12 protein-coding genes, 1 tRNA gene and 2 rRNA genes (1 of these 15 only partly in view) are annotated in these 13,805 nt (G+C 62.7%); 12 read left to right on the top strand and 3 right to left on the bottom strand.

All coding sequences use genetic code 11. The features are described from left to right. The 3 genes from ACTTAI_RS18385 to ACTTAI_RS18375 all read left to right on the top strand — a co-directional run. A 23S ribosomal RNA gene (locus tag ACTTAI_RS18385) occupies positions 1-1,336 on the top strand (it extends 1,498 nt beyond the left edge of the window). A gap of 150 nt (positions 1,337-1,486) precedes the next feature. Then, positions 1,487-1,601 (top strand): 5S ribosomal RNA (gene rrf / locus ACTTAI_RS18380). A 75-nt stretch (positions 1,602-1,676) separates the two neighbouring features. Continuing rightward, positions 1,677-1,753: transfer RNA gene (locus ACTTAI_RS18375), tRNA-Met, on the top strand. A 254-nt stretch (positions 1,754-2,007) separates the two neighbouring features. Here the strand turns inward: ACTTAI_RS18375 and ACTTAI_RS18370 are convergent. From ACTTAI_RS18370 to ACTTAI_RS18360, 3 genes are read right to left on the bottom strand one after another with little or no spacing between them, the layout of a single operon-like run. Continuing rightward, complete coding sequence (locus ACTTAI_RS18370; RefSeq protein WP_444452933.1) at positions 2,008-2,880, bottom strand: aldose 1-epimerase family protein; 873 nt, start codon at positions 2,878-2,880, stop codon at positions 2,008-2,010. Beyond that, entirely contained in the window at positions 2,877-4,148 is a 1,272-nt protein-coding gene (locus ACTTAI_RS18365; protein ID WP_444452932.1) for a glycosyltransferase, read from the bottom strand. Before ACTTAI_RS18365 ends, ACTTAI_RS18370 begins: the two co-directional genes overlap by 4 nt. Further along, the gene (locus tag ACTTAI_RS18360) at positions 4,145-5,155 is read right to left on the bottom strand and encodes a GntR family transcriptional regulator (RefSeq protein ID WP_444452931.1); all 1,011 of its coding nucleotides are present in this window, start codon (positions 5,153-5,155) and stop codon (positions 4,145-4,147) included. Before ACTTAI_RS18360 ends, ACTTAI_RS18365 begins: the two co-directional genes overlap by 4 nt. A 114-nt stretch (positions 5,156-5,269) precedes the next feature. On the opposite strand from ACTTAI_RS18360, the gene ACTTAI_RS18355 reads away from it, so the two are divergent. The 9 genes from ACTTAI_RS18355 (at position 5,270) to ACTTAI_RS18315 (ending at position 13,790) form a co-directional block, all read left to right on the top strand. Continuing rightward, entirely contained in the window at positions 5,270-6,316 is a 1,047-nt protein-coding gene (locus ACTTAI_RS18355; protein ID WP_444452930.1) for a polyamine ABC transporter substrate-binding protein, read from the top strand. Positions 6,317-6,444: 128 nt separating this feature from the next. Further along, positions 6,445-7,311, top strand: coding sequence for an ABC transporter permease (locus ACTTAI_RS18350; RefSeq protein WP_444452929.1), 867 nt, complete (start codon positions 6,445-6,447; stop codon positions 7,309-7,311). Beyond that, on the top strand, positions 7,304-8,095 hold the full coding sequence (locus ACTTAI_RS18345) for an ABC transporter permease (RefSeq protein ID WP_444452928.1): 792 nt from the start codon (positions 7,304-7,306) through the stop codon (positions 8,093-8,095). The genes ACTTAI_RS18350 and ACTTAI_RS18345 overlap by 8 nt, the downstream gene beginning before the upstream one ends. After that, positions 8,092-9,147, top strand: a complete 1,056-nt coding sequence (locus tag ACTTAI_RS18340) for an ABC transporter ATP-binding protein (protein WP_444452927.1) — start codon at positions 8,092-8,094, stop codon at positions 9,145-9,147. The genes ACTTAI_RS18345 and ACTTAI_RS18340 overlap by 4 nt, the downstream gene beginning before the upstream one ends. A 44-nt stretch (positions 9,148-9,191) precedes the next feature. After that, positions 9,192-10,490: a glycosyltransferase gene (locus tag ACTTAI_RS18335; RefSeq protein ID WP_444452926.1), complete on the top strand. Its 1,299-nt coding sequence runs from the start codon at positions 9,192-9,194 to the stop codon at positions 10,488-10,490. Beyond that, positions 10,487-10,846, top strand: a complete 360-nt coding sequence (locus ACTTAI_RS18330; protein WP_444452925.1) for a cupin domain-containing protein — start codon at positions 10,487-10,489, stop codon at positions 10,844-10,846. The genes ACTTAI_RS18335 and ACTTAI_RS18330 overlap by 4 nt, the downstream gene beginning before the upstream one ends. 12 nt (positions 10,847-10,858) lie before the next feature. Next, positions 10,859-11,203: a cupin domain-containing protein gene (locus tag ACTTAI_RS18325; RefSeq protein ID WP_444452924.1), complete on the top strand. Its 345-nt coding sequence runs from the start codon at positions 10,859-10,861 to the stop codon at positions 11,201-11,203. Continuing rightward, positions 11,200-12,279, top strand: a complete 1,080-nt coding sequence (locus ACTTAI_RS18320) for an aminoglycoside phosphotransferase family protein (protein ID WP_444452923.1) — start codon at positions 11,200-11,202, stop codon at positions 12,277-12,279. Before ACTTAI_RS18325 ends, ACTTAI_RS18320 begins: the two co-directional genes overlap by 4 nt. Further along, complete coding sequence (locus ACTTAI_RS18315; RefSeq protein WP_444452922.1) at positions 12,276-13,790, top strand: aldehyde dehydrogenase family protein; 1,515 nt, start codon at positions 12,276-12,278, stop codon at positions 13,788-13,790. The genes ACTTAI_RS18320 and ACTTAI_RS18315 overlap by 4 nt, the downstream gene beginning before the upstream one ends. The last annotated feature ends 15 nt before the right edge of the window (positions 13,791-13,805 follow it).

Raw genomic sequence — 13,805 nt, 5'->3', positions numbered from 1 at the left:
ATGCTTACTGTTGTTCGACCTTATCGGATTGGTCGGGCAGCTGCGGTGTCCCTGGAAATAGCCCTCCATATGACCGTACCCTAAACCGACACAGGTGGACAGGTAGAGTATACCAAGGCGCTTGAGAGAACCACGTTTAAGGAACTCGGCAAAATGCCTCCGTAAGTTCGCGAGAAGGAGGCCCCATTGATAGGCAACTATCGGTGGGGGGCACAAACTAGGGGGTGGCGACTGTTTACTTAAAACACAGGGCTCTGCGAAGCCGTAAGGCGACGTATAGGGTCTGACGCCTGCCCGGTGCTGGAAGGTTAAAAGGAGGGGTGCAAGCTCCGAATTGAAGCCCCAGTAAACGGCGGCCGTAACTATAACGGTCCTAAGGTAGCGAAATTCCTTGTCGGGTAAGTTCCGACCTGCACGAATGGCGTAACGATCTCCCCGCTGTCTCAAACGTGGACTCAGCGAAATTGAACTGTGTGTCAAGATGCACACTACCCGCGGTTAGACGGAAAGACCCCATGAACCTTTACTCCAGCTTTGCACTGGCATCAGGATTGTGATGTGCAGGATAGGTGGTAGCCTTTGAAACCGAGACGCCAGTTTCGGTGGAGGCTCCCTTGAGATACCACCCTTCGCACTCTTGATGTCTAACCGCGGCCCGTTATCCGGGTCCGGGACCCTGCATGGTGGGGAGTTTGACTGGGGCGGTCGCCTCCCAAATCGTAACGGAGGCGCGCGAAGGTAGGCTCAGACCGGTCGGAAATCGGTCGTTGAGTGCAATGGCAAAAGCCTGCCTGACTGCAAGACTGACAAGTCGAGCAGAGACGAAAGTCGGTCATAGTGATCCGGTGGTCCCAAGTGGGAGGGCCATCGCTCAACGGATAAAAGGTACTCTGGGGATAACAGGCTGATGATGCCCAAGAGTCCATATCGACGGCATCGTTTGGCACCTCGATGTCGGCTCATCTCATCCTGGGGCTGGAGCAGGTCCCAAGGGTATGGCTGTTCGCCATTTAAAGAGGTACGTGAGCTGGGTTTAGAACGTCGTGAGACAGTTCGGTCCCTATCTGCCGTGGGTGTAGGATACTTGAGAGGAGTTGCCCCTAGTACGAGAGGACCGGGGTGAACGTTCCACTGGTGGACCAGTTATCGTGCCAACGGTAGTGCTGGGTAGCTATGAACGGACAGGATAAACGCTGAAGGCATCTAAGCGTGAAGCCCCCCTCAAAACCAGGTATCCCTTGAGGGCCGTGGAAGACCACCACGTCGATAGGCCGGAGATGTAAGTGCAGCAATGCATTCAGTTGACCGGTACTAATTGCCCGATTGGCTTGATTTGATCCAGTAGCAGCAAGGCTCATGATCAAAAGCAAGTATACACGAGGTTAGTAAGAAGAACGCTCCGCGCCGGCGCAATGCCGGAGGCCGCAGTCGCGGCAGGTGCGCTTCTGATGTGAAACTTGACTTGGACAGATGGCTTCTTCCTCGGTTTGGTGGTCATAGCGTTGGCTAAACACCCGATCCCATCCCGAACTCGGCCGTTAAGGGCCAACACGCCGATGGTACTGCGTCTCAAGACGTGGGAGAGTAGGTCACCGCCAAACCTAGAAAGAAGCCATGTTCTCTCATACTCGATGACAAATACTCCCGATCGCAAAATATCGCCCTCGGGGAAATGGCGCGGGGTGGAGCAGCCCGGTAGCTCGTCAGGCTCATAACCTGAAGGCCGCAGGTTCAAATCCTGCCCCCGCAACCAAAATTTATGAATAAATCAAAGACATGCGCCCCACCATTCGGTGGGACTTTCTGCTTTGGCAAGCCGCGGTGCTACGCCAGTGCTACAGTAGAGAGAAGCAAAGTGGGAAGGGCGAGGGGCGCAACAATGGATCGCCAAGGCCCACGCGGCAGGCGTATGCTTTCGAGGAACTGATTGCCGAAATCGGCAGCCCGGCGGAAAAGCGGCTTGCTACCGGACATCTCACTCTGCCCCTGCAACCATCGTCTTCTGTCTCAAAGCGGCTCCGGCAAATCGATTTCCATGGCAAGCGAGAACCGGCATTGTTTTCCGGCGGCGAGATGCGTGGTGAAGGGCCGGGCGGCAATCTCGGGGCCCGCGCCGCAGCGTGCAGGCAGGCCATGCCACGGCTCGATGCACAGGAAACCGGCCTGCGGCGGATGCCACAGCACAAGGTTGGGCAGGCCCTCGATGACAAGGCGCAACCCCCGACCATCCGCAACGCCAAAGTGCAACTCCGTTCCCGTTCCCCGCGCGAAAACAAGCGAACTGTCGGCGGCAAAGACCGACTCGGACAGTGCGAGCCTGCCAGCCCGGAATGGCGAGGCAAGCTCCGGCCCCGCAATCAGCCCGCCCGCAAGCGCCAGTGCCGCGGGTTCGGCGCCGTTTTCCAGCATCAGCTCATGCGGCTCCCCCTCCAGCCCCGGCAAGGGCCAGAGAAATCCCGGGTGAAAGCCCAGACCGAAGGGCATCGTCTCGGTGCCGGTGTTCTCGACGATGGCGGTGAGGGTCAGCCGCGCGCCGCTTACGCGATGCGCGACACTCAGTCGGAAATCCCGCGGATAGACGGCCCGTGTGGCTTCGGACGAGTGCCATTCGTGGCAGCAAAAATCCGGCGCCTGTACGACTGGCGTGAACTCGGCATGCTGCGCAAAGCCGTGGATCGTCATCTGGGCTTGCCGCCCATTCACCGCGATCAGGTCATTTTCGGCCCGGCCCACGATCGGAAAAAGCAGCGGGGCCCGGCCGGTCCAAAAAGCCGGATCGCCCTGCCAGAGGATTTCCCGCCCGCGAAAGCGGATCGAGCGTGTCTCGGCGCCCCGTGTGGCCACCTCGACCGACAGCAGCTCATTGCCGATCCGCGTCATGCTGCGCCCAGCCGTTCCAGAACCGCCGTCGCCGCCCGTGCCACCCCGGGGTCGGCCTGCATCGCTGCCGAGATTTCCGAAAGCCTGCAACGCATTGCCTCATCCTCAAGGAGCCCCGTGATGGTGGCGCGCAGGTCTTCGGGCGACCAGTCCGTGCGATGCAGATGCCGCCCTACGCCGGTCTCCTCGGTGCGACGTGCATTGTCGTGCCCGTCCCAGCAATAGGGCATCACCAGCGAGGGCACGCCGTGAAACAGCGCCTCGCAAAAGGAATTGTTGCCGCCGTGATGGATGAACAGCTCCGAGCGGGCCACCACCGAGGGCTGCGGGAACCAGCTGCCCAGAAACACATTGTCGGGCACCTGCCGATAGGCATCCAGATAGCCGCCGACATTGACGAAAAACCGCGCTGGCATGGTGTCGAACACCTCCAGCATCCGCTTGATCTGCGTGGTATCGACCGCCCCCAGACTGCCGAAGCTGAGATAGACGAGCGGGCCTTCGTTGCGTGGCAGGGCTGGCGGATCGAACCGGGCCTCCTCTCGCACGCAGCCTTCGAGAAAGACGAACCGATCCGCGGGCAGCGGCTTCTGGCGTGGATAGCGGACGGCAGAGGGGGCCAGAAGCAGGTTCAGACAGTCGGATTCCTCAAGGAACTGCCCGGTGGGCAACGGCTTGAGACCGCGGGCCTTGCGAAAGGCATTGTAGCGGTTATGGGCCGGGCGCAGCAGCGGCGCGCAGGCTCGTTCCCATCGCGCCCGACCCTCGGCATCTTTCGGCGAAAGGCCCGACAGATAGGGCGGCACGCTTGGATCTGGGATCTCGGTCTCGGCGCAGGACACGATCCGCACCCAGGGCCGCCCGGCGCGCAGGATCGCCGGAAACATGATGACATTGTCGAGCAGGATCGCGTCCGGTCGGATCTGTGCAAGCAGCGCCTCGAGCGAGTCTTCGACCGCGATCACGGTATCGACGATCGCCTCCCAGGTGGGCGCGACATAGGTTTCCAGCTGCTCTTCGGGCGACAGATCAAAATGTGGCAGATGGGTATTGACGAAATCCTGCCAGCGCCCCTGTCCGGTTCCGGGGCCGGTCTGCAAATGGTATTCGCGAAAGCCATATTCCGCGAAGACCCCGGTGAAGCCGGGGTGGCACAGGAAAACCGGCTCGGCACCGCGGGCCTGCAATTCGCGGGCGATGCCCACGCAATTGAGCGCGGCCCCAAAGCTGGCCTCGGGAAAAAGCGCTATGACGGGCGAGCTGCTCACCGCGCGGTTCCTTTCGATAACGGGCCGGAGGGCTGCGCCCCGCCAAGCAGGGAGACCATGCCGCGCCCAGCCGTTTCAGGCCGCCGGATCCCTGATCGCCGCAGATGCAGCACCATCTGATCAGCCGCAAGTTCCAATTGATTGCGCTCCAGACTGTCGAGGATGTCGAGATGCTCCTCCATCGCCTGACGCAGCCGGAATGGCGGCTGCGCAGCTTCCTTCTGTCCGGCGGCGCGCAGCCGGTGATGCGCCAGAAGCGCGCCTTGGGTGAAGCGGTTCGCGCTGGCCTCGGCGATCATCACGTGAAAGTCGATGTCGATGCGCCGAAAGGCTGCGGCGCTCAGTCGCGAATCGCTCAGCGCCAGAAACTCCCGAATCCGACTGCGCATCACCCCCGCGCGCGGCGGATCGAGCACGAACCCCGGCGCCAGGATCGCCTGAGGTTCGAGCATCAGCCGGAAGGCGAAGCTTTCCGAGATTGCCCGAGGCGTGTCCAGCAGCGGTTGAAAGGCCCAGGACCGCCCCGGAAGTTGCGTTACAATTCCATCCCGTGCCAGTATTTTTAGAGCATTTAATACTGTCACTCTGGAAACTGCGTAACGCCGCGCCAATGCGCTTACGGATTGAACATCGGGAATGCGCCGTGCGGCGCGATCGGCCAGAATCCGGTCGAACAGGCTTTGCTCCAGATCGGCCACATCCAGTGACGCCTCGGAGAGGCCCTCTTGGGCGCCCAGCTTGACCTGATATCCAACCTCTTCTTTCCACGACAGAATTCCGTTCTCTTCCAGGATTTTGAAGGCGGAGCGGATCGGCGTTCGTGATACGCCGCAGGCGTCGGCAATCGCTTGTTCGGGCAAATGGGCGCTCGCGCTCATGCCGCGCTCCAGAATCAGAGCGATCACCCTGCGCGCGAGTTCCAAGTGATTGTGGCGTGATGATCGTCGCGATTCTGCCATGACCCCCTCCCAAGCTGCCGCAGATACGCGGATGACCAAAAGAACCAACAATACCGTTTGACGTATTTTTATCTTCAAACGTACTCTCAGTTTCAGTGGTCAGCAAGAACCGCATTTTCCAACAGGCCACCGGCGACGGTGGAACAGCAACAGGAGGTCGCGATGACAACCTTTTCGCGCCACGCATGGACCCTTGCGGGGGTCGTGCTTGGCCTTGGCGTGGTATCGGCCCACGCCGAGAACTTGGTGATTTCAAACTGGGATGGCTATCTGGCCCCCGATGCGATCGAGAAATTCAACGCCGCCACCGGCAACACGGCCGAACTGGTGCTGCATGCCACCAATGAAGAGATCATGGGCAAGCTGATCGCCTCGGGCGGCAAGGGCTATGACGTTGTGTTCGTTTCGGCGCCCTTCGCCGAGGTTCTGCACAACCTTGGCCTTGCCGAGGATCTCGATCACGCGAAACTGCCCAATCTTGCCAATCTTTACCCAGAGGCGACTGAACTTGCCCATGACAAGGGCAACGTCTTCTCGGTGCCCTATACCTGGGGGACGACGGGTCTGTGCTATCGCGCCGATCTGACCGCCGAGCCGACATCGTGGAACGACCTGCTCAAGCCCAGTGCGGCGGTCAGCGGCAAGACGACGATGCTTGCCACCGAACGCTGGCTTCTGGCGGCGGGCTTCCTGGCCGAGGGCTATTCGGTCAATGAAACCGATCAGGTCAAGCTCGACCAGACCCGCGATCTGCTGATCTCGGCCAAGAAGACGCTGCTCGCTTATGACGACACCACCTTCTATTCCAAGCTGGTCTCGGGCGAGGCGGTGATGGTGCAGGCCTGGGATGGCTGGTGCAACTATGGCATCACCGAAAATCCGCAGATCAAATACCTGATCCCGAAGGAAGGCTCCGATCTGTGGGTCGATACGATGGTGATCCTGAAGACCTCCGAGCACAAGGACGCGGCCTATGCCTTCGTCAACGCGATGCTCGACGGGGCAACCCACCGCTGGGCGGCAGAGAACATCCTCTACAAGGTGCCGAACAAGGTGGCGATGGAAGGGCTCGACCCAAGCCTGATCGCGAAATATCCCAACCTGGCGATGACACCGGCCGAATTGCTGGCGCATGAACAGCTGCGCGACGTGGGCAAGGCGCAGCGCGCCTATTCCCGCACCGTGTCGGAGATCATGGCCGCGAACTGATCGCGCGGATCTGCCCCGCCGTCCGGGGCCTCTCGGCTTTCTCCGTCGTTCTCTCTCCTCGGATGGGGCCTTTCGGCCCCGTCTGTCTCCGCACGGGCCTCTGGCCCGGACAGGATCGGATTCCGCTGATGCAAGACAAAAAATCCCTTGCCCTGATCGCACCAGCCTTCGTCTGGCTGACGGCCTTCATGGTAGTGCCCTGCCTGCTGATCCTTGCGCTCGCCTTTTTCCAGCGCGGCATCTACGGCGGCATCGACTATACGTTCACGCTGGAGAACTTCAGCCTCGTGCTGGATCCGCTTTATGCGCGGATCTTCCTGAAATCGGCCTGGATTGCGGGGCTGGCCGCAAGCATCGCCTCGGTGCTGGGCTATGCCGCCGCCTATGCCATCGCGCAGATGCCGCGCCGCGATCAACCCCGGCTGCTGTTCTTCGCCATCCTGCCGTTCTGGTCGAATTATCTGGTGCGCACCTATGCCTGGATCGTGCTGCTCAACCGCGAGGGGCTGATCGTCAACATCGCCCGCGCGATGGGCTATCATGGCGAGCTGCCGCAGATGCTTTACACCGAGGGGGCGGTGATCACCGGGCTTGTCTACAACTACCTGCCCTTCGTGATCCTTGCCGCCTATGCGCCGCTCTCGCGTCTCAACCCTGAAATTGCCGAGGCCTCGCGCGATCTGGGAGCAGGCGGCTGGACCACCTTTCGCCGGGTGACGTTGCCGATGACGCTGCCGGGCGTGGCGACAGGTTTCGTTTTCGTCTTCGTGCTGTCGATCGGCAATTTCGTCACCCCCGCGCTACTGGGGGGCGGGCAGTTCCAGATGGTTGGCAACCTCGTTTACGCGCAATTCCTGACCTCGAACGACTGGCCCTTCGGCTCGGCGCTGTCGATGGTGCTGATTGCGGTGATGCTGGTGCTGCTGACCTTGCAGACATTCGCCAACGAACGCGCCTCGAGCGGGCGTCAGAGCGAGGAGACCGCGCATGGATGAGCCCTCGAACACCGGGTTGATGGTGCTGATCCTCGTCGTCGTGTTTGCCTTCCTTTACATTCCGATCTCGGTTCTGGTCGGATTGTCCTTCAACGAAGGCGGCATGCCGACGGCCTGGACCGGCTTTTCGTTCAAATGGTACGGGGCGCTTTTCGCCAATGCCGACATCCTGCGCGCGGCCGGCAATACGCTGATCGTCGGGCTGGTTTCGACCGTCTTTGCCACGCTCCTAGGCACGCTTCTGGCGCTTGGCGTCGAGATCCGCCGTCGCAAGGGCCGGGTGCTGGAAACGCTGATCTTCGCGCCGATGGTGATCCCCGACATCGTGCTGGCGATTGCGCTATTAAGCTTCTTCTCGCTGCTCGATGTCCGGCTGGGCCTGCATACGGTGATCATGTCGCATGTGGTGTTCAACCTCGCCTTCGTCTGCGCGGTGGTGCGGGCACGGCTGAAGACTTTCGACTGGTCGATCGTCGAAGCCTCGGCCGATCTGGGGGCCTCGACCTTGACCACCCTGCGCCGCGTGGTGCTGCCGGTGCTGATGCCGGCGGTGATTGCCGGGGCGCTGCTGGCCTTCACGCTGTCGGTCGATGAATTCATCATCGCCTTTTTCACCGCCGGGGCCGAGCGGGCCTCGATCACCCTGCCGATGCAGATCTACGCGATGATCCGCTTCGGCGTGACCCCTGAAATCAATGTGCTTGCCACTCTCGTGATCGGCTTCTCGCTGCTGACGCTGACGCTGGCACAACGTCTCAACCGCGGAGGCCTGCCGGGCCAATGAAACCCCTTCTTTCTCTCTGGAATGTCGAAAAACGCTTCGGCACGGTGCGGGCGGTCAATGGCGTCTCGCTCGATATCCGCGAAAACGAGTTTTTCGCGCTGCTGGGCGCCTCTGGCTCGGGCAAGACGACGCTGTTGCGGATGCTGGCGGGGTTCGAAACGCCCACCTCGGGGGCGATCTTGCTGGATGGCAAGGATATCTCCCGAACGCCGCCGAACCTGCGGCCGCTGAACCTGATGTTTCAAAGCTACGCGCTGTTTCCGCATATGACGGTGGCGCAGAACATTGCCTACGGGCTGGAAATGGAGCGGCTGCCCAAGCCCGAGATCCAGGCGCGCGTCGACGAAATCCTGACCACGATCCAGCTGTCGCATCTGGCCGCGCGCAAGCCCGATCAGCTCTCGGGCGGCCAACGGCAGCGGGTGGCCCTGGCGCGAGCGCTGGTGAAGCGGCCCCGGCTGCTGTTGCTTGATGAACCGCTGGGCGCGCTCGACAAGAAACTGCGCGGCGAGATGCAGCTTGAACTCAAGCGAATCCAGCATGATTTCGGCATCACCTTCATCATCGTCACCCATGATCAGGAAGAGGCGCTGGTGATGGCCGACCGCATCGCCATCTTGCAAAACGGTGCCCTGCTGCAATGTGCCCCCCCGCGCGAGATCTACGAACATCCTGCCAGCCGCTATGCCGCCGAATTCATCGGCGTGATGAACATCATCCCGGTGCAGAACGACGGGCAAAGCCTGCGCGCCAATGATGGCAGCGTGATCCATGCCGACCGGCCCGAGGGTCTGGGCACGCAGGCGGTTGCCGCTGTCCGCCCCGAGCGGCTGCGGCTCGATGCCCGGGTGCATGAAAACCACCTGAGCGGCCAGATCAGCGCGATGGCCTATCACGGGCTCGATCTGCAAATTCACGTCGAGACGCCGATCTCGGCTCGCCCGCTGATGTGCCGTCTGACCGCCGATCAGGCCGAGGCGCGCACGCTGAGCATCGGCGACACCGTCACTCTGGGCTGGGATGCGCGCGATACCCGCGTCTTCCCAGCCTGACCTTCCCCCCTTTCCCCCGCGGGCCGCACAACCAGAGGTCTTTCATGCAAAGCAAAACCTTCGCCTTCTTTCCCGAGGCCGCATTCGGCCCGGCGCTGAACTCGGTCGGCATCGCGCAGGCGATCACCCGACTGGGCCACAAGGCGGTGTTCCTCTCCGATCCGGGCTTCGTGCCGGTCTACGAGGGCTATGGCTTCGAGGCGCATCCGGTGGCGCTGTCCGAACCGATGCCGCCCGAACAGATGGCGAAGTTCTGGGAGGATTTCATCAACGGCCATATTCCGAACTTCGCGAAAAAGCCGATCGATCAGCTGGACAACTACGTCAAGGGCTGCTGGGAGGCGATCGTGGACAGCGCGAAATGGGCGCAAAAGGATCTGCCCGCCGTGCTGGACCGGATCCGCCCCGATGTGATCGCGGTCGACAACGTGATCCTGTTTCCGGCGATCAAGCAATATGGCGTGCCGTGGGTGCGGGTGATTTCCTGCTCGGAAAACGAGATCGAAGACCCGGCCATTCCGCCGCATCTCTCCGGTCTGAGCGAAAGCGACACCGCAGGTCATGCCGCGTTTCGGGCCAAATTCCACGAGGTCATCAAGCCGATCCATGATGACTTCAACGCTTTCCTCGCCGCGCATGGCGAGGCCCCCTATCCGCTGGGCGAGTTTTTCGAAGCTTCGCCCTTCCTCAACCTGTTGCTTTATCCTGAACAGGCGAAATACACCCGCAAGGTGCCGCTGGACCCGGCCCGCTTCCAGTATCTCGAAGGCTGCGTGCGCAAGGAGGCTCCCTATACCGTGCCCACCTTCGGCAAGAACAACGACGGGCCGCTGCTCTACATCTCGTTTGGCTCGCTCGGGGCGGGGGATACCGACTTGCTCAAACGGCTGATCGCGCTGATTGGCAAGACCCGCTATCGGGCGCTGGTCAATGTCGGCGACTACAAGGACAGCTACAGTGATATTCCCGAAAATGTGGTGATCGAAAGCTGGTTCCCACAGCCTTCGGTGATCCCGCAGGTCGATGCGGTGATCCATCACGGCGGCAACAACTCCTTCACCGAATGTCTCTATTTCGCCAAGCCCGCAATCATCATGCCCTATGTCTGGGACGGGCATGACAATGCGATGCGGGTCGAGGAAACCGGACACGGCTTCCGCTCGGAGCGTTACGACTGGACCGATGAGGACCTCATTGCCAAGATCGAAGCCTGCCTGACCGATCCGGCGATGAAGGCCCGGCTGGCTGCCACCTCGGCGCATATGCAGGCCTGCGAGGGCCCCGACAAGGCCGCGAAGCTGTTGCTGGCCCTGACCGAGACGGCGGCGGAGGTGCAGCAATGACCGATCTGAACAGCTCGGCGCCGCATATTCACGGCGCCAGTGTCTTTGAGGATCTGGCCGATTGGGGGGCGCAACCCGATGCGCTGGCGGGGGCCTCGCATTCCACGGGACGGCTTCTGTTCAAGGGGCCGGGCAACTCGCCCGAAACCGGGATCTGGGTCTGCACCCCGGGGCGCTGGCGCATTTCCGTTCCCCGGGATGAATTCTGCCATTTCGTTTCCGGCCGTGCCCGCTACACCGCAACGACGGGCGAGGTGACCGAAGTCGAAGCCGGAACCTGCGTGCTGTTTCCCGCAGGCTACGAGGGCGAGGCCGAAGTGATCGAGACGATCCGCAACATCTACATGCTAGCCTGAGAAGGACAGACGATGAAAACGCCAGTGATGCGCAACCCGCTTGAAATCTCCGATGTCGTCGATTGGGGCGTGATCCCGACGATGATCGAGGGGCAATCGCATGTCTCGGGGCGCGTGCTTCACAAGGGGCCGGAGGGCCAGTCCGAATGTGGGCTCTGGATCTGCACCCCGGGCCAATGGGCCTGCCATGTGACTTCGGATGAATTCTGCCACTTCCTCGAAGGGCGCTGCACCTATGTGCATGAAAGCGGCGACGTGATCGAGATCACCCCCGATACCGCCGCTTTCTTCCCCAAGGACTGGAAGGGCATCTGCACCGTCCATGAAACCATCAAGAAGGTCTACATGATCCGATGACGCCGGTTTCGTCCCAGCCTGCCCCCCCCGAGGCGCCGCGTCTCGAGCCGCCCGCGGTGACCTTCATGGCGCGTCACGGACTTGTCGGCCTCGAGCCGGAGGCCCTGCCCGGCGATGCTTCCGCGCGTCGGTACTGGCGCCTGCCGGGGGCAGGGTTGCTGCTGATGCATGATCCCTCCGATCCGGTCGGGTTTTCGTCCTATATCCGGGTGGCGCGGCATCTCAACGGGCTCGGCCTGTCGGCGCCGCGCGTCGAGGGGGCCGACCCCGCGATCTGCCTTGCGCTGATCGAGGACTGGGGCGATGCGACCTATGCCCGCCAACTGGCGGCGGGCGCCGACGAGGCTGCGCTTTACACGCTGGCCGTCGATGCGCTGCTCGCGCTGCATCACGCGCCCGAGGCGGCGGCGATCGCCCAGCCCGCCTATGACCGCGCCACCTGGCTTGCCGAGTTACAGGTGTTTTGCGACTGGTTCGTCGCCGCGCTGGCACCGGACCTGGATCGCGCGGCCTTCACCGCGCGGTTTCTGGCGCTCTGGGATGAGGCCCTGTCAGAGGTGGTGGATCGGCGCGAAACCCTGGTTCTGCGCGATTTCCACGTCGACAATCTGATGGTGCTGGACGGGCGTTCCGGGGTGGCGCGCTGCGGGCTTCTGGATTTTCAGGATGCGGTTCTGGGTCCGAGCGAATACGACCTCGTGTCCTTGCTGCAAGATGCCCGCCGCGACCTGCCGCCCGGTCTCGAACAGGCGATGCTGGATCGTTACTGCGCCGCCGCCCCCGCGAGCCTTGGCGGGGCAGAGGCGATCCGGGCCCGATATCACCTGATGGGGGCGCAGCGGCACGCCCGGATCTGCGGCGTCTTCGTGCGGCTGTGCCAGCGCGATCGCAAACCGCACTACCTGCACTGGCTGCCCCGCGTGCTGGGGCAGTTCGAGACGGCGCTGCAAGCGGCCGGTCTGGAGGCGATCACGGCCCTGCTGGCCGATGCGCTGCCCGACTGGCGTGCCCGCGGCGTTGCGCTGGCGCAAGACCTGCGCCCGGGCGCCCAGCAGCAACAAAGGACAGAGCAATGACCCAGCCGACCCTGCCGCGCTATTACCTGACGCCGGGGTTTCGTCCCTCGAGCGGCTGCTGCCAGGATGTGATCGACCCCGCGACGCTGGAGATCGTCGGTCAGCGGGTCGAGGTGACCGAGACGGAACGGACCGAGGTGCTGACCCGTGTCAACGCCGCGCAAGGCCTGTGGAAGCGCACCGATGCCAAGACCCGCGCGAAACTTCTGCATGCGCTGGCCAACCGGATCGAGGCGGCCGATTTCACCGAAACCGCGATCCTGATGAGCCGCGAGATGGGCAAGCCCTATCCCGAAGCGATCGGCGAAATCGCCAATGTCGCGCCGATCTTTCGCTATTACGCCGAAATGGCCCGCGACGACGCCGGCAAGATCGCCGGCACGACGCAGATCGGTTCGACGCAATATGCCCGCTACGAGGCGCTGGGCGTTTCCGTGCATATCATGCCGTTCAACTTTCCGATCCTGCTGATGTGCTGGACGGTGGCGGCGTCGCTGGCGGCGGGCAATGGCTGCATCATCAAACCGGCAGAGGCGACCACGCTGTCGACGCTCGAATTCATGCGCGTCTTCGATGGCCTGCCCGCGGATCTTGTCGCCTGTCTGCCGGGCGGTGCGGCGACCGGCAAGGCGCTGGTGGACAGCCCGCTGACCCATGCGGTGGCCTTCACCGGCTCGGTGGCGGGGGGGCGGGCCGTGGCGATGGCGGCGGCGGCGCAGATGAAACCCGCCGTGATCGAGGCGGGTGGTTCGGACCCGATGATCATCGCCGCCTCGGCGCCGATCGACGTGGCTGCGGCAGGCGCGGTGACGGCGGCCTTTCACATGTCCGGGCAGGTCTGCACCTCGACCGAGCGGATCTATGTGGTCGATGCGGTGCATGATGCCTTCGTGCAGGCCTTTGTCGCGCGCACCCTTGCGCTGCGGATCGGCAACGGGCTGGGGCACCATGAGATCGGTCCGCTGGTCTCAAAGGCCGCGCGCGACAAGGTCGAGCGTCTGGTGGCCGATGCGCTGGCGAAAGGGGCGAAGCTGGCTTGCGGGGGCAAGGTGCCGCCGGGGCTCGACACCGGCTGGTTCTACGAGCCGACGATCCTGACCGATTGCACCCCCGAGATGGACATCCTGCACGAGGAAATCTTTGGCCCGGTGGTGGCCCTGTGCCGCGTGGCCGATTTCGACGCCGCGATTGCGGCCGCCAATGACAGCCCCTTCGGCCTTGGCGCCTCGATCTTCACCACCGCGCTCGACGAGGCGATCGAGGCCTCGGAACGGCTCGAGGCGGGGATGGTCTGGGTCAACAACCCGATGATCGACAATGACGCGTTGCCCTTCGGGGGCTGGAAGGCCTCGGGGCTGGGGCGCGAGTTGGGGCGGCAGGGGCTTGATGCGTTCCGCCGTGCCAAGATGGTGGTGATGGATCACAAGCCGCAGATCCACGACTGGTGGTATCCCTATCCGGAGGCGTGGTTTCTGGACCGCTCCGGCGATGGCGGGCGCAAGCATGTCTGAGACAGGAGCACAGCC

The sequence above is a fragment of the Rhodobacter capsulatus genome, assembly GCF_052363175.1.
Classification (GTDB): Bacteria; Pseudomonadota; Alphaproteobacteria; order Rhodobacterales; family Rhodobacteraceae; genus Rhodobacter; species Rhodobacter capsulatus_D.
The sequence above is the reverse complement of the archived record's forward strand: the minus strand, read 5'-3'. Positions and strand labels throughout refer to the sequence as shown.